Origin of the sequence: Streptomyces orinoci, assembly GCF_003121295.1 — a bacterium.
Lineage (GTDB): Bacteria > Actinomycetota > Actinomycetes > Streptomycetales > Streptomycetaceae > Streptomyces > Streptomyces orinoci.
Map to the genome: position 1 here is coordinate 1705810 of NZ_PHNC01000031.1, position 19647 is coordinate 1725456.

The following is a 19647-nucleotide window of genomic DNA, read 5'->3' on the forward strand; positions in this document are numbered from 1 at the left end:
CGTAACCTCACCCCCATGGACATCACCGTCTTCTGCTCAGCCGCCGACCTCGACGACCGTTACACCACCCCCGCCCGGGAGTTCGCCGAGCTGATCGGCAAGGGTGGTCACACCATGGTCTGGGGCGGCTCGGAGAGCGGGCTGATGAAGGTGATGGCGGATGGCGTCCAGGCCAACGGCGGCCGTCTGGTGGGGATTTCGGTGGAGTTTCTGCGGGACAAGGCCCGGACGGACGCCGATGAGATGGTGATCGCCAAGGACCTGGCGGAGCGGAAGGCGGGGCTGCTGGCGCGCGGCGAGGCGATCGTGATCATGGTGGGCGGGACCGGGACGCTGGACGAGGCCACCGAGATCCTGGAGCTGAAGAAGCACGGGCTGCACGAGAAGCCGGTGGTGCTGCTGAACACCGCCGGGTTCTATGACGGGCTGCGGCAGCAGTTCCGGCGGATGGAGGCGGAGGGCTTCCTGCCGCGCCCGCTGGCCGAGTTGGTGTTCTTCGCGGAGGACGGGGCGGGGGCGCTGGCCTATCTGGAGTCCGTAGCGGCGCGGACGCGCTGACCGGCACCCTTCCGCCGGGGGCCACCGAGCCCCTCCCTGCAAGGTAGGGCAAGCTGTACCGCATGGCTACACATATGATCACCGGCGCTGGATCCGGCATTGGGGAAGCGGTCGCGGAGCGGCTGCTGGAGCGGGGGGACGAGCTCTGGCTGTTCGCCCGGGACGCGGGGCGGGCCAAGGAGCTGGCGGCGCGGTTCCCCGGGGCCCGTACCCTCGTCGCCGACCTGGCCAACCCGGACCGGCTGTCCTGGGCGCTGGGGCACCAGACGCTGCCCGAACGGGTGGACTCGCTGCTGCATATCGCGGGGATCGCCGAGCTCGGCCCGGTGGGCGAGCTGACGACCAAGACCTGGAACGCCACCCTGGCGGTCAACCTGGTCTCGCCCGCCGAGCTGACCCGGCTGCTGCTGCCCCAGCTGAGGGTCTCGCGCGGAACGGTGGTCTTCGTCAACTCCGGCGCGGGGCTGAACGCCGGCCCCAACTGGGGCGCGTATGCGGCGAGCAAGCACGGGCTGAAGGCGCTGGCCGACTCGCTGCGGGGCGAGGAGCACGCCAACGGGGTGCGGGTGACCAGCGTGTACCCGGGGCGTACCGCCACCGCCATGCAGGCCAAGGTGCACCAGCAGGAGGGCAAGGCGTACGACCCGGGGCAGTGGATCGACCCGAAGTCCGTGGCGGACACCATCCTGCTGGCGATCGACCTGCCGCGGGATGCGGAGATCAACGACCTCACGGTCCGGCCGGGCCGCTGATCCGGTGACGGACGTACGCTGAGTGGCATGAGCAGCGCAATGGACACCGCCGCGGCGGGGACCTCGGTCCGGGACATCCGGCTCCTGGTCAATGAGCTGGGCAAGCGGATGGACGCGCACCGGCGCAGCCGGATCGCCGAGTTCGATCTGACCCTGACCCAGGCCAACGCCCTGGAGGAGCTGGCGGATCCCAAGACGGCGCGGGAGCTGGCGGCGGTGCTCAGCTGTGAGCCGCCCAATGTCACTTATGTCATGGACAAGTTGGAGAAGCGCGGCCTGGTGGTGCGCGAGCCCCATCCGCAGGACCGGCGGGCCAAGCGGCTGGTACTGACCGACGCCGGGCGGCAGTTGCGGCTGGAGCTGCTGCGGCGGATGGCGCAGGACTCCCCGCTGGACCACCTCTCCGGGGAGGACCTGGGGGAGTTGCGCGACCGGCTGTTCCGGGCGCTGGCCGGGTCCTGACGGGTGGCGGTCGGGTGAAGCCCCCGGGGATCGCCCCTGGGGGCTTTCGTATAGCCTCAGTAAAGTTCGAGCTGTAATCAGTAGTGCTGTAGTCGGTACAGTTGTAACTTCTTTCGCATGATCACTGAGACCCGTCCCGCGGCCGCCGGCGCCACCGCCACCGCCCGCCTGGGGCTGCAACTCCCCGCACTCGCCCTGGGCTTTGTGATGGCCACCCTGGACACCACCATCGCCAATGTGGCGGGCCCCTCCCTGCGCTCCGGCCTGCATATGTCGCTCACCGGCCTGACCTGGGTGATGAGCGGCTATGTACTGGCCTTCGCCTCGCTGCTGCTGCTCGCCGGCTCGCTGGCCGGGCGCTTCGGGGCCCGGCGGGTGTATCTGGCGGGCCTGGGGCTGTTCACCCTCGCCTCGGTGCTGTGCGCCGCCGCCCCGGTGACCGGAGTGCTGGTGGCGGCAAGGCTGTTGCAGGGCGCGGGCGCCGCGCTGTTCATGCCCAGCTCGCTGACGCTGCTGCTGGCGGCCTTCCCCGGCGGCCGGGAGCGGGCGCGGGTGCTGGGCCTGTGGTCGGCGATCGTCTCCACGGCGGCGGGCGTGGGCCCGGCCGTGGGCGGCGCGCTGGTGAACGCCTTCGGCTGGCGCGCCATCTTCCTGGTCAACCTGCCGGTGGGGATCGCCGGACTGGTGCTGGCCCGCCGCCATGTGGCCGAGTTGCCCGGCCGGGCCGGAGCGCTGGGCCTCGGCGGGCATGCGCTGGGGATGCTGGCCCTCGCCGGGCTGAGCTATGGGCTGGTGCAGGGGCCGGAGGCGGGCTGGGACTCGCCGGTGGCGCTGGGCTCGCTGGCGGTGGCGGCGCTGGGGGCGGCCGCCTTCGCGGTACGGGAGCGCCGCTCGTCCGAACGCATCGTGCCCGCCGTCCTCATCGCCAACTCCCGCTTCCGGGCCGCCAGTCTGATCGGATTTGTGTTCAACTTCGCGGTATACGGCGGGATGTTCGTCCTCGCCCTGTTCTTCCAGCAGGCGCGGGGGGCGAGCCCCATGGAGGCGGGACTGGAGATGCTGCCCGCCCAACTCGTCTGGCTGGCGGGCAACATCCTCTATTCGCGCCTGGGGCGCCGCGTGGGCAACCGCGCGGCGCTGGGCGCGGCGCTGGGCCTGGCCGCGGCCGGCATGCTGACGCTGGCCCTGACCGTCTCCGCCGCCATGCCCTACTGGGTGATCGCCGCCATCCTCACCGTGACCAACCTGGGCGTCGGGGTGGCCTCCCCGGCCATGACCGGTGCCCTGATGGAGGCCGCCGGGCCGGCCCACGCCGGGATCGCCAGTGCCTCGCTCAACGCCAACCGGCAGATCGGCAGCCTGGTGGGGATCGCGGTGATGAGCGCCGTGCTGGGCGGGGTGAGCGGCTGGTACGGGGGCGTGGCGGTGGTCTTCGCCCTGATGGCCGCCGCCTATGGCGCGGGGGCGCTGGCCGGATGGCTCGGGCTGCGGGCCCGGCGTTGCGTACCCTTCCCGGGTGAGTGACAACGAGCTGAACCAGGGCCCCGGCGTCGCCACGGGGGTCGGGTCGATGCCCGGGATGGATGCCCGGGAGGCCGTCAAGACCGTCGTGGGGTCGCTGGAGGCCCTGCCGTATCTGCCCGAGCTGCCGGCGCGCGGGCCGGGCGCCGATATGACCGGCCGGACCGCCGGGCTGCTGGTGGAGGTCTTCGCCCATCTGGAGCCCAGCGGCTGGCGGATCTCCGACCGGCCGGGACGCGACACCCGGCGGGCCCGCTCCTGGCTGGGTGAGGACCTGGACGCGCTGGAGGAGTTCGCCCGGGACCACCAGGGGCTGCTCAAGGTATCGGCGGTGGGCCCCTGGACCCTGGCCGCCGCCCTCGAACTGCGCGGCGGAGAGGCCGCGTTGAGCGACCCGGGCGCCTGCCGGGACCTGGCCGCCTCGCTGGCCGAGGGGCTGCGCGGGCATCTGGCCGAGGTACGGCGCCGGGTGCCCGGCGCCCGGCTGGTGCTCCAGCTGGACGAGCCCTCGCTGCCCGCCGTGCTGGACGGGCGCATCCGTTCCGCCAGCGGCTACCGGACCTACCGGGCGGTGGACCGGTCCGTGGTCGAGGCGGGGCTCCGTGAGGTGGGACAGGTGGTGAAGGAGGCCGAGGGGGCGCTGATCATCCACTCCTGCGCTCCCCAAGTGCCCTTCGGGCTGCTCCGCCGGGCCGGCGCCCAGGGCATCTCGTTCGATTTCTCGCTGCTCACCGAGCGTGAGGAGGAGGCCATCGGCGAGGCGGTGGAGGCGGGCACCAGGCTGTTCGCGGGCGTGGTGCCGGGCGTGGACGGCCGATTGTCCGACCCTGCCGGTAGCGTCATGGGGGTCAGGACGCTGTGGCGCAGGCTGGGGCTGGCACCGGGAATCCTCGCGGAATCCGTGGTGGTCACGCCCTCGTGCGGGCTGGCGGGCGCTTCGCCCGCATATGCCCGTACGGCGCTGGCGCACTGTGTCCGGGCGGCCGCATCGCTCGCGGACAACCCTGAGTGACGGCGCTCAACGGAAAACGGGAGGAAAAGACGGTGGCTGTCGAACAGCACGGCGGCAAGCTCGCGGCGGGGGGCTCGGTGCCCGCCGAGGCGCGGGAGAAGCATGCGCTGCTGGCCGAGCAGGTGGAGGAGCACCGCTTCCGGTACTACGTCAAGGACGCGCCGGTCATCAGCGACGCCGAGTTCGACACACTGCTGCGCTCGCTGGAGGCGCTGGAGGAGGAGTATCCGGAGCTGCGCACTCCGGACTCGCCCACCCAGAAGGTCGCCGGGTCCTATGAGACCGAGTTCACCTCGGTCGAGCACCGGGAGCGGATGCTCTCCCTGGACAACGCCTTCACCGACGAGGAGCTGGCCGGCTGGGCCGACCGCATCGTCAAGGAACTGGGCGAGAAGGCCGGCTACCACTTCCTGTGCGAGCTCAAGGTGGACGGTCTGGCCGTCAACCTCACCTATGAGCACGGCCGTCTGGTGCGCGCCGCCACCCGAGGCGACGGCCGCACCGGAGAGGACATCACCCCCAATATCCGCACCATCGCCGAGATTCCCAACCGGCTGACGGGCAAGCGGATCCCGCCGCTGGTGGAGGTGCGCGGCGAGGTCTACTTCCCGATGGCCGAGTTCGAGAAGCTCAACGCCCGTCTGGTGGAGGCCGGGAAGCCGCCGTTCGCCAACCCCCGTAATGCGGCGGCCGGTTCGCTGCGGCAGAAGGATCCGCGGGTCACCGCCACCCGCCCGCTGCATATGGTGGTGCACGGGGTGGGTGCCCGCGAGGGCTTCGCCATCGAGCGCCAGTCCCAGGCCTATGAGCTGCTGCGCGAATGGGGCCTGCCCACCGCCGCGCACGCCGAGGTGGTCGATTCGCTGGACGGGGTGCGCAAGTTCATCGCCCACTACGGCCAGCCCAAGGTGCGCCACTCCATGGAGCACGAGATCGACGGCGTGGTGGTCAAGCTGGACGAGGTCCCGCTCCAGGGCCGGCTGGGCTCCACCGCGCGTGCCCCGCGCTGGGCCATCGCCTGGAAGTACCCCCCGGAGGAGGTCAACACCAAGCTGCTGGACATCCGGGTGGGGGTGGGCCGCACCGGCCGGGTGACGCCCCAGGCGGTCTTCGAACCGGTCACCGTGGCCGGTTCCGAGATCGAGTTCGCCACCCTGCACAACCAGGAGGTGGTCAAGGCCAAGGGCGTGCTGATCGGCGACACCGTGGTCATCCGCAAGGCCGGAGATGTGATCCCCGAGGTCCTCGGCCCGGTGGTGGATCTGCGCGACGGCACCGAGCGGGAGTTTGTGATGCCCGCCGAGTGCCCCGAGTGCGGCACCGCGCTGCGCCCCATGAAGGAGGGCGATATCGACCTCCGCTGCCCCAACGCCGAGAGCTGCCCGGGGCAGTTGCGCGAGCGCGTCTACTATCTGGCCGGCCGCGAATGCCTGGACATCGAGAACTTCGGCTATGTGGCCGCCTCCGCCCTCACCCAGCCGCTGGAGCCGGCCACCCCGCCGATGAAGAACGAGGGCGACCTCTTCGATCTGACCATCGAGCAGCTGCTGCCCATCAAGTCCTATGTGCGCGACCCGGATTCGGGGCTGCCCAAGCGCGACCCCGGGTCGGGCGAGGAGAAGGTGGTCACCTTCTTCGCCAACCAGAAGGGCGAGCCCAAGAAGAACGCCCTGGCCATGCTGGAGAACATTCAGGCCGCCAAGCAGCGCCCGCTGGCCCGGATCATCAACGGCCTGTCCATCCGTCATGTGGGCCCGGTCGCCGCGGCCGCGCTGGCCCGGGAGTTCCGCTCCATCGACCGCATCGCCGAGGCCACCGAGGAGCAACTGGCGGCGGTGGACGGGGTGTCCAAAGTCATCGCCGCCGCCGTCCGGGAGTGGTTCGCCGAGGACTGGCACCGGGAGATCGTGGAGAAATGGCGGGCCGCGGGCGTCCGGATGGAAGAGGAGGGCGGCGAAGAGGAAGGGCCTCGTCCGCTCGCCGGGCTGACCGTGGTGGTCACCGGAACCCTCAGCTCCTACACCCGGGATGCGGCCAAGGAGGCACTGCAGAGCCAAGGAGCGAAGGTGACCGGTTCGGTCTCCAAGAAGACCGACTTCGTGGTGGTGGGTGACAACCCCGGTTCCAAATACGACAAGGCGATGCAGTTGAAGGTTCCGGTGCTGGAGGAGGACGGCTTCGCCGTGCTGCTCACCGAGGGCCCGGACGCCGCCCGGGCGGCCGCCGTTCCCCAGGAGGCCACCCCAGCGGAGTAATGCCCGCAAGGGCAGTGGGCATTACCCCTACAGCGCTCAACAGAAGGCTGCGGAAGGCCGGATCCCGTTCGGGCAACCGGTGCCGATCGCTGCCCGTCGTAGCCTTCTGCGGCCTACTGTTGAGATGTGCGCCTGCCGTGGCGCGGGCACCGCCGGCTGTGAGAGGGACGGGCATGAAACCCACCGACAGCGCCGAACCGGTATCACGGCTGCGCCGGGATCCACCGCATGCGCTCCCGGTGATCTGCATCCCTCTGGCGGCGCTGGTGCTGGCCGTCGGCGTGGTGTGCAGCTTCACCGCCGGCCGGGCGGTGTTCCCCGGCCATACCGTGGGCTGGTCGCTGGCCACCCTCACCGCGCTGATCGTCGCCCATCTGGTGGCGCTCGGCCGGGACCGGTGGTGGGGCGGCACCGGCTCCGGCGCCGCCCTCACCCTGGCGGTGCTGCTGCTCTTCGGCTGGATCCCGGCCGCCCTGATCGGCATGGCGGTGGTCACCTTTGTGGCCATCGCCCGCCGGCACCGCTGGCGCCAGGCGTTACTCCACTGCGCCGTGGACATCCTCGGAGTCGCGGCGGGCGGACTGGTGCTGAGCGCCTGGGGCACCGATGTGAGCGTGGAGAATCCCTGGCTGCCGGACCTCTGGCGGCTGGGGGACGTCCCGGAGATCGCACTGGCCGCCTTTGTCTATCTGGCCGTCACCCGCGCCCTGCTATGGCGCTATCTGGCCCCCGGGAACGGGCTGACCACCAATCTCGCCCGGGCCGCCCTCTGGCGGCAGGCCCTGGTCGGCGGCGCCCTGCTGGGCATCGCCCCGCTGATCGCCGTGGTCGCCGACCACGCCCCGCTGCTGCTCCCGCTGTTCGCGGTGCCGCTGATCGCCCTGGACTCCACCCTGTGGATCGCCCACGCCCGCGCCGAGGAGCAGCTGCGCGACCCGCTCACCGGACTGCCCAACCGGCAGTGGCTGCTGGAGCGCACCTGGGCCGCGCTGGACGAGGCGGAGGAGTCCGCCGACCGGACGGCCCTGGTCCTGATCGACCTGGACCGCTTCCGGTCCGTCAATGACACTCTCGGTCATCTGGCCGGGGACCGGCTGCTGTTGCAGATCGCCGCCCGGCTTCGGCTGGCCCTGCCACGCGACGCCGAGGCCGCCCGGCTGGGCGGCGATGAGTTCGCGGTGCTGCTGCCGGTCACCGACTCCCTCACCAGCGCCCAGCGGGTGGCCCGTTCCCTGGTGGCCGCCCTGGGCTCGCCCCTGGACCTGGACGGGCTCACCCTGGTGCTGGAGGCCAGCGCCGGAGTCGCGGTCTACCCCGACCACGCGCTGGACGCCGAGGGGCTGCTGCGGCGCGCCGATGTGGCCATGTACCAGGCCAAGCGGGACCGCAGCGGGGTGGAGGTCTACGAGGCCCGGCGGGACGGCAACACCCCCGACCGGCTGGGGCTGTTGGGCGACCTGCGGCGGGCGCTGGACGCGGGCGAGGTGGAGCTGCACTACCAGCCCAAGGTCGGCTTCGACGGACATGTCGAGGGCCTGGAGGCCCTGGTGCGCTGGGTGCACCCCGAGCGGGGGCGGATCTCCCCGGATGAGTTCATCGCCATCGCCGAGTCCTCCGGGCTGATGCCCCGGCTGACCGAGTACGTCCTGGAGACCGCGCTGGCCCAGGTCGCCCGGTGGCGGGCGATGGGCCTTGAGGTGCCGGTCGCGGTCAATGTCTCCCCGCGCGATGTGCACACCCCCGGCTTCGCCGGCTCGGTGGCCGCCCGGCTGGCCCGGCACGGGGTCCCGCCGGGAGCGCTCCAGCTGGAGATAACCGAGCACGTCCTGCTGGAGGACCCGCAGCGGGCGGCCGACACCCTGGCCGGGCTCACCGGGCATGGCGTGAAGATGTCCCTGGACGACTTCGGCACCGGCTACTCCTCGCTGGTCCATCTGCGGCGGCTGCCGGTGAGCGAGCTGAAGATCGACCGTTCCTTTGTGGCCCGGCTGGCCATCGACAACGAGGACGCGGAGATCGTCCGCTGCACGCTGGACCTGGCCCACTCACTGGGGCTGCTGGTGGTTGCCGAGGGCGTGGAGGACGACGAGACCTGGGAGCGGCTGCGGGATCTGGGGTGCGATGCGGTGCAGGGGTGGCTGGTGGCGGCCGCGATGCCGGCCGATGAGACGACGGCCTGGCTTCGCCTCCGCAGCGAGAGCGGCTGGCACCGGGAGGGTGCGGCTCCGCTGCCCCGGGTAGTCCCCGCGGCCGCGGCCGAGGAGGATGCGGTCACGTAGGGCGTCACATAGGGCGGGTTCGCAGTCGGGTGCGGGCCGTCCTGGGCTGGTCGCGCAGTTCCCCGCGCCCCTGACGGGGCACGTGTCCGCCGGTTGTGGGCAGTCGTTCCGCAGGGCGGAACGGGTGGGCACAACCGGCCACCGGGCCGCAGCCGGCGACGAACCACGCACGCTCCGGCCAAACCGTTTCGCGGCCACCGCGCACCGAGCCATAGGATTGGGCGCGAAACCACCCACTCACCCTGAGGATCGCTGCATGCCTGGCATCACGCGCGAGGAGGTCGCCCACCTCGCCCGGCTGGCGCGCCTGGAGCTGCGGGACGAAGAGCTCGATCACTTCGCCACCCAGCTCGACGACATCATCGGCGCGGTCGCTCGCGTCTCCGAGGTCGCCGAACAGGACGTACCGCCGACGTCGCACCCGCTGCCGCTGACCAACGTCATGCGCCCGGACGAGGTCCGTCCGTCGCTGACGCCCGAGCAGGCGCTCTCCGGCGCCCCCGCCCAGGAGCAGCAGCGTTTCAAGGTGCCGCAGATCCTGGGGGAGGAGTGACCATGACCACCGAGCTGATCAAGCTGACCGCCGCCGAGATTGCGGCGAAGATCGCCTCCGGCGAGGTCACCGCCGTCCAGGTCACCGAGGCCCACCTGGCCCGGATCGAGGCCGTGGACGAGAAGGTGCACGCCTTCCTGCATGTGGACCGCGAGGGCGCGCTGGCCCAGGCCCGTGCCGTGGACGCCAAGCGCGAGCGCGGCGAGAAGCTGGGCCCGCTGGCCGGTGTCCCGCTGGCGCTGAAGGACATCTTCACCACCGAGGGCGTGCCGACCACCGTCGGTTCCAAGATCCTCGAGGGCTGGATCCCGCCGTATGACGCGACGCTCACCAAGCGCCTCAAGGACGCCGGCGTCGTCATCCTCGGCAAGACCAATATGGACGAGTTCGCCATGGGCTCCTCCACCGAGAACAGCGCCTACGGCCCCACCGGCAACCCCTGGGACCTGACCAAGATCCCCGGCGGCTCCGGCGGCGGCTCCTCCGCCGCGCTGGCCGCCTATGAGGCCCCGCTCGCCATCGGCACCGACACCGGCGGTTCCATCCGCCAGCCGGCCGCCGTCACCGGCACCGTCGGCGTCAAGCCCACCTATGGCGCGGTCTCCCGCTACGGCATGGTGGCCTTCTCCTCCTCGCTGGACCAGGGCGGCCCCTGCGCCCGTACCGTGCTGGACGCGGCCCTGCTGCATGAGGTGATCGCCGGTCACGACCCGCTGGACTCCACCTCCATCGACGCCCCGGTCCCGCCGGTGGTCGAGGCGGCCCGCAACGGCTCGGTGGCCGGCATGCGGGTCGGCGTGGTCAAGCAGTTCCGCGGCGAGGGCTACCAGGCCGGTGTGATCCAGCGCTTCGACGAGTCGGTGGAGCTGCTCAAGGAGCTGGGCGCCGAGATCGTCGAGCTGGACTGCCCGTCCTTCGACCTGGCGCTGGCCGCGTACTACCTGATCGCGCCGTCCGAGTGCTCCTCCAACCTGGCCCGCTTCGACGGCCTGCGCTATGGCCTGCGGACCGGTGACGACGGCACCCGCTCGGCCGAGGAGGTCACCTCGCTGACCCGTGAGGCCGGCTTCGGCCCCGAGGTCAAGCGCCGGGTGATGCTCGGCACCTATGCGCTCAGCTCCGGCTACTACGACGCCTACTACGGCTCCGCGCAGAAGGTCCGCACCCTGATCACCCGGGACTTCGAGAAGGCCTTCGAGCAGGTCGATGTGATCGTCTCGCCGACCACCCCGACCACCGCCTTCGCGATCGGCGAGCGCGCCGACGACCCGATGGCGATGTACCTGGCGGACCTGTGCACCATCCCGACCAACCTGGCGGGCAACGCGGCCATGTCGCTGCCGTGCGGCCTCGCCCCGGAGGACGGGCTCCCCGTGGGGCTCCAGATCATCGCCCCGGCCATGAAGGACGACCGGCTCTACAAGGTCGGCGCGGCCGTCGAGGCCGCGTTCAACGACCGCTGGGGCCACCCGCTTTTGGAGGAGGCACCGCAGCTGTGAGCGCGATCAAGAAGGCCAAGGGCTTCAAGAAGTCCAAGGCAGGCACGTATCTGTCCATCGGCACCACGCTGTTCGGCGCGGTGAGCGTGGTCAAGCAGGTGAAGCAGGCGCGCGGCGAGCAGGACACGCTCCAGCTGGTCGATGCGGTGGTCTCCGCCGCCGCCATCGTCACCGGCGTCGCCCTGCTCGTCCGCGAGCTGCGCCGGATGAACACCGACGACGTCCTCGCGGGCTGAGCCGGGACTGAGAGGTAAGTTTTCCGTGACCGTCACTGAACTGGTCCCGTTCGAGGACGCGTTGGCGTCCTACGACCCCGTCATGGGCCTGGAGGTCCATGTCGAGCTCGGCACCAAGACCAAGATGTTCTGCGGGTGTTCCACCGAACTGGGCGCCGAGCCCAACTCGCAGACCTGCCCCACCTGCCTCGGCATGCCCGGCTCCCTCCCGGTGGTCAACGCCGTGGGCGTGGAGTCCGCCATCAAGATCGGCCTCGCGCTCAACTGCGAGATCGCCGAATGGTGCCGCTTTGCCCGGAAGAACTACTTCTATCCGGACATGCCGAAGAACTTCCAGACCTCCCAGTACGACGAGCCCATCGCCTTCAACGGCTACCTGGACGTCCAGCTGGAGGACGGCGAGGTCTTCCGGGTGGAGATCGAGCGGGCCCATATGGAGGAGGACACCGGCAAGTCCACGCATGTGGGCGGCGCCACCGGCCGTATCCATGGCGCCCAGCACTCGCTGCTGGACTACAACCGGGCCGGCATCCCGCTGATCGAGATCGTCACCAAGCCCATCACGGGCGCCGGTGCGCGCGCCCCCGAGGTCGCCAAGGCGTATGTCGCCGAACTGCGCGAGCTCATCCGGGTGTTGCGGGTCTCCGAGGCCCGGATGGAGATGGGCCAGATGCGCTGCGACGTCAACCTGTCGCTGCGCCCCATCGGCACCGAGAAGTTCGGCACCCGCTCCGAGACCAAGAACGTCAACTCGCTGCGCAGCGTGGAGCGCGCGGTGCGGTTCGAGGTCCAGCGGCACGCGGCGGTGCTGCGCTCCGGCGGCACCATCGTGCAGGAGACCCGGCACTTCCACGAGGACGACGGCTCCACCACCTCGGGCCGGATCAAGGAAGAGGCCGAGGACTACCGCTACTTCCCCGAGCCGGACCTGGTGCCGGTGGCCCCCTCCCGTGAGTGGGTCGAGGAACTGCGGGCGGCCCTGCCGGAGTTGCCGCGTGTGCGCCGCAACCGGCTGCGTGAGGAGTGGGGCATCTCGGCGCATGAGATGCAGTCCCTGCTCAACGCGGGCGCCATCGACCTGATCCTGGCCACCATCGACGCGGGTGCCGACGCGGCCTCCGCCCGTAAGTGGTGGATGGGCGAGCTGGCCCGCCGGGCCAACGAGGACGGCGTGGAGCTGCCCGCGCTGCCCATCACCCCCGAGCAGGTGGCCCGGGTCTCGGCGCTGGTCGCCGAGGGTTCCCTCAATGACAAGCTGGCCCGCCAGGTGATCGAAGGCGTGCTGGCCGGCGAGGGCGGGCCGGACGAGGTCGTGGACAAGCGCGGCCTGAAGGTGGTCTCCGACGAGGGCGCCCTGGGCACCGCCGTGGACGAGGCGATCGCGGCCAACGCGGCCATCGCCGACAAGATCCGCGGCGGCAAGGTCGCGGCGGCCGGTGCGCTGGTCGGCGCGGTGATGAAGGCGACCCGCGGGCAGGCGGACGCGGCCCGGGTGCGTGAACTGATCCTCGAGCGGCTTGCCCCGAGAGGATGATCAAGCACAGCCTGGAGAAGCTCGGCGTCGAAGGCTGAGCCCGGCCGAATCGGTACGACGATGGCCGCCCCTCCCGCTGCGGGAGGGGCGGCCATCGTCGTACCGGTGAGCAGACCGTACTGGTGATATAGGCGATCAGTCGCAGTTGGCCGGAATTGTTCGCTACCTCCCCCGGCGCCGGAAAGGGTCCGGCATGATCCCGTCGGACGGGCCGGTGAGCGTGCCCGCACTCCACGGCTGGGGGTTGCAATGCGACGGTTGACCACCGCGCTGGCCGCTTTTCTGCTGGCCGGCGCCGGGATGACGGCCGCGACGGCGTCGGTGGCGGCCCACCACGGGGCCGACAGGCCCGCCGTCTGCCGGGCCGTGGACTGGGGCAGCCGCCCCAAGGCCCGGGCCGAGGCCGACACCAAGCCGCTGACCGACATCAGGGTCGGCCGGCACGACTGCTTCGACCGCATGGTGTTCGATGTCCATATCCCCGGAGATCACCCGATCGGGTACCGGGTGCACTACGTGGACAAGCTCTATCAGGACGGTTCCGGGTCGATGATCCCGGTGCGGACCGGGGCGGTGCTGGAGATCCGGGTGGCCGCCCCCAGCTTCGATGTGGAGGCGGGCAGTGCCCGCTACCCGGGACGGGCCGGAAAACCGCTGCCCGGAGTGGACCTCAGCGGCTTCCGGACCTTCCGGGAGGCCAGGTTCGGCGGCAGCTTCGAGGGAGACACCCAGGTCGGCCTGGTGGTGCGGGCCCGGCTGCCGTTCCGGGTCTTCCAGCTGGGCAACCACCTGGTGGTGGATGTGGCCCACAGCTGGCGCGAACTGCGCTGAACGGACCAGCTGAACAGACCACCGGACAGGACGTCTTGTGTGGCTTGAGCCACACTTGAGGCATAAAAGGTCAATTGATCTCTTTCGGCTGTCACAGTGATGTGCTGTGCCCCGCCCGCGCCGCCGCGCGCCCCCTCGGCGAGGGCATACCACCAGCTCACTGCGGTCGAAAGCCACCAAGGATCAGTCCCGGCGACACGATGCGATCGCGAGACCCGGGAAGCGGCCCATGACCTCACTTGCCCGGTGGTGCCTGCGCCACCGCCTCGTCGTCATCGCGCTGTGGCTCCTGGCGCTGGCCGGCACCACGGCGGCCGCCACCCTCGCCGGCTCCGCCTACTCCGCCGACTACCGGGTGCCGGGCACCGAGTCGGCCCGGGCCACCGCCCTGCTGGACCGGCAGTTCCCCGGCCGGGGCGGCGAGGACACCATCGTCTGGCACACCGACCAGGGCACCGTACGCTCCGCCCACGTCAAGCGGGCCATGACCGAGGTGCTGCACAGAACCGCCACCCTGCCCGGCGTCACCTCGGTCAGCGGCCCGTACACCACCGGCGGCGCCGGACACGTCAGCAAGGACGGGCACACCGCCTACGCCGCCCTGACCTTCCGCGACGATGTGACCAAGGCGCAGGTCCAGCGAGTGGTGGACACCGCCCGCGGGGCCGAGGGCAACGGCCTGAAGGTGGCGCTGGGCGGCGGGGACATCGCCACCACCGAGAGCAAGGGCGGCCACCTCAGCGAGATCATCGGCATCGCGGTGGCGGCGGTGGTGCTCTTTGTGGTCTTCGGCTCGCTGGCCGCCAGCCTGTTGCCCATCGCCACCGCGCTGGTCGGCGTGGGCACCGCTGCCATGGGCACCCAGCTGCTGGGCCATCTGCTCCCGGTGGCCGATTTCGCGCCCATGCTGGGCACCCTGATCGGCCTGGGGGTGGGCATCGACTACGCGCTGTTCATCGTCACCCGGCACCGCAAGGGGCTGCGCCAGGGACTGCCGGTGGCCCTCGCCGCCCAGCGGGCAGTGGCCACCACCGGCCGGGCGGTGGTGTTCGCCGGCGGCACCGTATGCGTCGCCCTGCTGGGCATGCTCATCCTCGGCCTGGGCTTCCTCACCGGGGTGGCCGTCGCCGCCTCGCTCACCGTGGTGCTCACCGTCGCCGCCTCCATCACCCTGCTGCCCGCCCTGCTCGGGCTGATCGGCGAGCGCGCCCTCAGCCGTCGCGAGCGCCGCCGCCTGGCCGTTTCCGGGCCCCGCCCGGACACCCCCACCACGCTGGCCGCCCGCTGGTCCGCCTTCGTGGAACGCCACCCCAAGGCACTGGGTACCCTGGCCGCCGCCGTGATGCTGGTGCTGGCGCTGCCGGTGGGCGCGCTGCACCTGGGCACCTCCGACCAGGGCACCGACCCCGCCACCAGCACCACCCGGCAGGCCTACGACATGCTGGCCCGGGGCTTCGGGCCCGGTGTCAACGGCCCGCTGACCCTGGTGGCCGAGCTGGACGGGGCCGCCGACCGGCTGGCCTTCGACCGGCTGCCGGACCGGCTGCGGCACACCGAGGGCATCGCCTCGGTGGGCCACGCCACGCTCAGCGGCAATGGCTCCACCGGTGTGGTCACCGTGGTCCCCGCCACCTCACCGCAGTCCAGGGCCACCAGCGAACTGGTCGGCCGGCTGCGCTCCACGGTGCTGCCGCAGGCCGCCGAGGGCACCGCCATGAAGGTCCGGGTCGGCGGGGTGACCGCCGGCTATGACGACTTCGCCGGCGTCATCCTCGGCAAACTCCCGCTGTTTGTGGGCACCGTGGTGTCCCTGGGCTGTCTGCTGCTGCTCCTGGCCTTCCGCAGCGTGGGCATACCGCTGAAGGCGGCCGTGATGAACATCGCCGCCGTCGCCTCCTCCTTCGGCCTGATCGTGGCGGTCTTCCAGTGGGGCTGGGGCAGCGAAGGGCTGGGCCTGGGCGCGGCGGGCCCGATAGAACCGTTCCTGCCGGTGGTGATGGTCTCGGTGCTCTTCGGGCTGTCCATGGACTACCAGGTGTTCCTGGTCAGCCGGATGTACGAGGAGTGGCTGGCGACCCGGGACAACCGCCGCGCGGTACGGGTCGGCCTCACCGAGACCAGCCGGGTCATCAACTCCGCGGCCGTCATCATGATTTCCGTCTTCCTCGCCTTTGTCCTCAGCGGAGACCGGGTCATCGCCATGTTCGGCATCGGACTGGCCGCCGCCGTCGCCCTGGACGCGTTTGTCCTGCGCACCCTGCTGGTTCCGGCGCTGATGCATCTGCTGGGCGGGGCGAACTGGTGGCTGCCGGGGTGGCTGGAGCGGCGGCTGCCAAGAATCAGCATCGAACCGGCGGAATGCGGCGTGCCTGCGGCGCGGTTGGGGGTGCCCCGTAAGGGGCGCGGGGCGGATTCATATGCGGCTCCGCCGCGTGGGCGCGACCAGCCGCCCACGGCCCGCACGTAGGTGGTGTCTGGCGGCTCAGGGCCGTGCCATCGCCGGGCGCGGTTCCTCCGGTGAGCGGCCCCATGCCGTCGGTCACGGGTCACGTGCGGGCCGTTTGTGGCGGGTCGCGCCCACGCGGCGGAGCCGCATGGTGCAGCTGCCCCGCGCCCCTGATGGGGCGCCGCGGCACTAAGGCCCCCGTCAGAACCCCTAAGGCACCCCCCGGCCCCAACATCAGGCACTCACCCGATGTGAGCCACCCCCCTCAGAGAGCACGCTTCTTCCAGGGCCGAAAAGGCCCGGCGAAAAACGCGAGAACCGCTCAACCCGGAGGGGAACCCACCATGTTCACCGACCTGCTGCACAAGTTCCGCGCCATCGAGCTCACCCGGGACGCCGCCGACTACCGCCTCGCCGAGGCCGCCCGCCGAGCCGCCGGCGACACCGCCGCCAACGACACCGCCCCCGGCCGGAAGGGCCCGTCCCGGTCGCGCGCCTCCTACCGCACCGCCGCCTGAGATGGCCCAGCCGGAGCCCTGTGCCATCCTCGGCGACGTGCACAAGAACTCCGTGAGCCCCGTATTCATCGGACGCGCCGAGGAACTCGGCATCCTCACCGACGCCCTGGCCCGCGCCGCCGGGGGCGAGCCGCAGGCCCTGCTCATCGGCGGTGAGGCAGGCGTCGGCAAGACGCGCCTGATCGAGGAGTTCCTCACCGCCGCCACCGGGGCCGGAGCCGTCACCGCGGTGGGCGGCTGTGTGGAGATCGGGTGCGAGGGCCTGCCCTTCGCCCCCGTCTCCACCGCCCTGCGCGCCCTGCACCGCCAACTGGGCGGGGAGTTGGCGCTGGCCGCCGCCGGCCAGGAGGGCGAGCTCGCCCGGCTGCTGCCCGAACTGGGCGAAACCACCCGGGAGTCACACGACGAGGACGGCCGCGCCCGGCTCTTCGAGCTCACCGCCCGGATGCTGGAGCGGCTCACCGCCGAGCGCACCCTGGTGCTCGTCGTCGAGGACCTGCACTGGGCCGACCGCTCCACTCGCGAACTGCTCGCCTATCTGCTGCGTTCCCTGCACACCGGCCGCCTGGTCATCATCGCCTCCTACCGCTCCGATGACATCCACCGCCGCCACCCACTGCGCCCCTTCCTCGCCGAACTGGACCGGATGCGCAGCCTCGTCCGAATCGAACTGTCCCGCTTCACCCGGGCCGAAGTCGGCGCCCAACTCACCGGAATCAGCGGCTCCGTGCCCGATGACGCGCTGCTGGACCGGGTCTTCGCCCGTTCCGACGGCAACGCCTTCTTCGTCGAGGAACTGGCCACCGCCATCGCCGAGGGCTGCACCTCCGGCCTCAGCACCTCGCTGCGCGATCTGCTGCTGGTCCGGGTGGAGGCGCTGGCGGAGGACACCCAGCAGGTGGTGCGGTTCGCCGCCGAGGGCGGGCTGGCGGTGGAGTACCAGCTGCTCCGCGCGGTCTGCGGTCTGGGTGAGGACGAGCTGATAGCCGCCCTGCGCCAGGCCGTCGGCGCCGGCATCCTGCTGCCCGCCCTGGACGGCGACGGCTACCGCTTCCGGCACGCCCTGGTCCGTGAGGCGGTCACCGACGACCTGCTGCCCGGGGAGCGCTCCCGCCTCAACCGCCGCTACGCCCAGGCCCTTGAGGCCGAACCGGCCCTGCTGCGGGCCGATGAGCTGGCCGCCCGGCTGGCCACCTACTGGTACCACGCCCATGAGCCCGTCAAGGCGCTGCCCGCGGTGCTGGCAGCCTCCGTCCGGGCCCGCCGCCGCTACGCCTACGCCGAACAACTGCGGCTGCTGGAGCGGGCCCTGGAGCTGTGGGAGGACGTCCCGGCCGAAGAGCGGGACCGGCAGCGGCCCTTCGACGCCGCCGACGCCTACCCGGCCTGCGGCTGCGCCGACGAGGCCCTGAGCCTGCTGGACCTGCTGGCCGAGATGGTCACCGCCGCCATCATGTCCGGCGAACGCGAACGCGCCCTGGCCGTCTGCAAAAAGGCGCTGAAGATGCTGGACGAGACCAAGGACCCCCTTCGCGCCGCCTGGTTCTGGACCCAGCGCAGCAAGCTGATGGAGGGCCTGGTGCGCACCGACGGCTCGGCCGAGATCATCCGGGCCCAGGAGCTGGTACGCGGCCTGCCGCCGTCCCCGGTGCACGCCGAGGTGATCGGCCAGGCCGCCGCCTGGAGCGCGGTGCACACGCCCGGCCCGGACAGCTATCAGCTGGCCGAGCGCGCCGTGGAGCTGGCCCGCCTGGTGGGGGCCGAGGGCACCGGGCTCAACGCCCGGCTGACGCTGGCCGGGCTGCGGATCGACTCCGGTGATGTGGAGGGCGGGCTGGCCGAGATGCGCGCGGTGCGCGCCCGGGTGGTGGAGCTGGGGTACGTCCCCGTCATAGGGCGCTGCCATGTCAACCTCTCCTCCGCGCTGGAGGGCGTGGGCCGCTCCGCCGAGGCGGTGGCGGTGGTGGACGGGGCCCTCGCGCTGCTGGACCGCTACGGTCTGCGGGACTCCAAGGCCTGGGCGCTGTCCAACAAGGCCAAATCGCTCTTGTCGCTGGGGCGTTGGACGGAGGTCGAGCAAGTGGTCCCGGAGGTGCTGCGGCTGGCCCAGGGCCGCAAGCCCAGCGGCTTCGGCGCGCACAGCCTGGCCCGGCTGGCCCTGGCCCGCGGCGATCTCGCCCAGGCCGAGCGGCAGCTGGCGGCGGTGCGCGAGCACCATGGGGTGGAGGATCCCCAGCCGCAGATCGTCATCCCGCTCGCCCACACCACCCTGGAACTGGCCGCTGCCCGCGGGCAACTGGCCGACGCCCGGACCGCCCTGACCGGGATCCTGGACGCCGGGCTGCCCCCGGGCACCCAGCGGAGCGGCTGGCCGCTGCTGATCGCCGCGGCCGGGGCGGAGGCGGACGCCCGCGGCCTGCCTGCCGCAGAGCCCGGCCGGGCGGAGATCCTCGCCCGGATCCGTACCGCGGCCAAGAAGCTGCCCCGGATCGTCCCGCTCTGGCAGGCGTATGGGGCCTTCCTGGACGCCGAACTGCTGCGCGCCGAAGGCCAGTGGGAGCCGGACCGCTGGGCCGAGACGGTGGCCGCCTTCGAACTGACCGACCGCCCCTATGACCTGGCCCGGGTGCGCCACCGCTGGGCCGAGGCGCTGCTGACGACCGGGGGAGCGGGCGGCGTCGAACGGGCCGCCGAACTGCTGCCGGAGGTCCATGCCACCGCCGTCCGGCTGGGTGCCCGCCCGCTGCGGGAGGCCGCCGAACTCCTGGCCCGCCGCGCCCGGTTGCCGCTGACGCCGCCGCAACGCCCCACCGCTGCCGCCGGGTCGGGCGCCGAGGCGCTGGGCCTGACCCCGCGCGAGCGCGATGTGCTGCGCCTGGTGGCGCAGGGCCGCAGCAACCGGCAGATAGCCGAGGAACTGTTCATCTCACCCAAGACGGCCAGCGTGCATGTCTCCAACATCCTGGCCAAGCTGGGCGCTTCGGGCCGTGGCGAGGCGGCCGCCACCGCATACCGGCTGCGGCTGTTCAGCCCTGCCGAAGGCGTATGACCACCTGACCCGAGTCGAGGTCCACCGGGCCTCGGCCGGGATCGGCGTCGCCCACGTCATCCAGGCACAGCTCATGCCGATCGCGCTCATCCCGGGTGTGCTTGCGGCCGGGGGCGAACAGGTCCTCCAACGCGTCGAACAT

16 protein-coding genes are annotated in these 19647 nt (G+C 71.7%); 15 read left to right on the forward strand and 1 reads right to left on the reverse strand.

Features of this window, described 5'->3' with window-relative positions; genetic code table 11:
* Positions 1 to 15: 15 nt before the first annotated feature.
* The 15 genes from CV755_RS30165 to CV755_RS30230 all read left to right on the forward strand — a co-directional run bounded on the left by CV755_RS30165 (position 16) and on the right by CV755_RS30230 (position 19505).
* Positions 16 to 558, forward strand: a complete 543-nt coding sequence (locus CV755_RS30165) for an LOG family protein (RefSeq protein ID WP_109283408.1) — start codon at positions 16 to 18, stop codon at positions 556 to 558.
* 62 nt (positions 559 to 620) lie between these two features.
* A complete protein-coding gene (locus CV755_RS30170; protein WP_109283409.1) occupies positions 621 to 1310 on the forward strand; it encodes an SDR family oxidoreductase in 690 nt (229 codons plus the stop codon).
* 27 nt (positions 1311 to 1337) lie between these two features.
* Positions 1338 to 1772, forward strand: coding sequence for a MarR family winged helix-turn-helix transcriptional regulator (locus CV755_RS30175; protein ID WP_109283410.1), 435 nt, complete (start codon positions 1338 to 1340; stop codon positions 1770 to 1772).
* Between the two features lie 117 nt (positions 1773 to 1889).
* Positions 1890 to 3296, forward strand: a complete 1407-nt coding sequence (locus CV755_RS30180; protein ID WP_109283411.1) for a DHA2 family efflux MFS transporter permease subunit — start codon at positions 1890 to 1892, stop codon at positions 3294 to 3296.
* Positions 3289 to 4305 carry a methionine synthase gene (locus tag CV755_RS30185; protein WP_109283412.1) on the forward strand — a complete coding sequence of 339 codons (1017 nt, stop codon included), beginning with the start codon at positions 3289 to 3291 and terminating at the stop codon, positions 4303 to 4305. The genes CV755_RS30180 and CV755_RS30185 overlap by 8 nt, the downstream gene beginning before the upstream one ends.
* A 32-nt stretch (positions 4306 to 4337) precedes the next feature.
* Positions 4338 to 6560: an NAD-dependent DNA ligase LigA gene (gene ligA / locus CV755_RS30190; RefSeq protein WP_109283634.1), complete on the forward strand. Its 2223-nt coding sequence runs from the start codon at positions 4338 to 4340 to the stop codon at positions 6558 to 6560.
* A 173-nt stretch (positions 6561 to 6733) separates the two neighbouring features.
* Positions 6734 to 8839: a putative bifunctional diguanylate cyclase/phosphodiesterase gene (locus CV755_RS30195; protein ID WP_109283413.1), complete on the forward strand. Its 2106-nt coding sequence runs from the start codon at positions 6734 to 6736 to the stop codon at positions 8837 to 8839.
* Positions 8840 to 9095: 256 nt separating this feature from the next.
* Positions 9096 to 9392 (forward strand): Asp-tRNA(Asn)/Glu-tRNA(Gln) amidotransferase subunit GatC, encoded by a 297-nt coding sequence (gene gatC / locus CV755_RS30200; protein WP_109283414.1) that lies wholly within the window; start codon positions 9096 to 9098, stop codon positions 9390 to 9392.
* 2 nt (positions 9393 to 9394) lie between these two features.
* Complete coding sequence (gene gatA / locus CV755_RS30205; RefSeq protein ID WP_109283415.1) at positions 9395 to 10891, forward strand: Asp-tRNA(Asn)/Glu-tRNA(Gln) amidotransferase subunit GatA; 1497 nt, start codon at positions 9395 to 9397, stop codon at positions 10889 to 10891.
* Positions 10888 to 11127 carry a hypothetical protein gene (locus CV755_RS30210; protein WP_109283416.1) on the forward strand — a complete coding sequence of 80 codons (240 nt, stop codon included), beginning with the start codon at positions 10888 to 10890 and terminating at the stop codon, positions 11125 to 11127. Before gatA ends, CV755_RS30210 begins: the two co-directional genes overlap by 4 nt.
* Positions 11128 to 11152: 25 nt before the next feature.
* Positions 11153 to 12661: an Asp-tRNA(Asn)/Glu-tRNA(Gln) amidotransferase subunit GatB gene (gene gatB / locus CV755_RS30215; protein WP_109283417.1), complete on the forward strand. Its 1509-nt coding sequence runs from the start codon at positions 11153 to 11155 to the stop codon at positions 12659 to 12661.
* 249 nt (positions 12662 to 12910) lie between these two features.
* Positions 12911 to 13492: an AMIN-like domain-containing (lipo)protein gene (locus CV755_RS30220; RefSeq protein ID WP_109283418.1), complete on the forward strand. Its 582-nt coding sequence runs from the start codon at positions 12911 to 12913 to the stop codon at positions 13490 to 13492.
* 229 nt (positions 13493 to 13721) lie between these two features.
* On the forward strand, positions 13722 to 15959 hold the full coding sequence (locus CV755_RS30225) for an MMPL family transporter (RefSeq protein ID WP_109283419.1): 2238 nt from the start codon (positions 13722 to 13724) through the stop codon (positions 15957 to 15959).
* 323 nt (positions 15960 to 16282) lie between these two features.
* On the forward strand, positions 16283 to 16456 hold the full coding sequence (locus CV755_RS34820; protein ID WP_161968768.1) for a hypothetical protein: 174 nt from the start codon (positions 16283 to 16285) through the stop codon (positions 16454 to 16456).
* A gap of 25 nt (positions 16457 to 16481) precedes the next feature.
* Positions 16482 to 19505, forward strand: coding sequence for a helix-turn-helix transcriptional regulator (locus CV755_RS30230; protein WP_422070613.1), 3024 nt, complete (start codon positions 16482 to 16484; stop codon positions 19503 to 19505).
* On the opposite strand, the gene CV755_RS35245 is transcribed toward CV755_RS30230, so the two are convergent.
* Entirely contained in the window at positions 19483 to 19647 is a 165-nt protein-coding gene (locus CV755_RS35245; RefSeq protein WP_164503325.1) for a DUF6191 domain-containing protein, read from the reverse strand. The two genes, CV755_RS30230 and CV755_RS35245, sit on opposite strands and share 23 nt — an antisense overlap.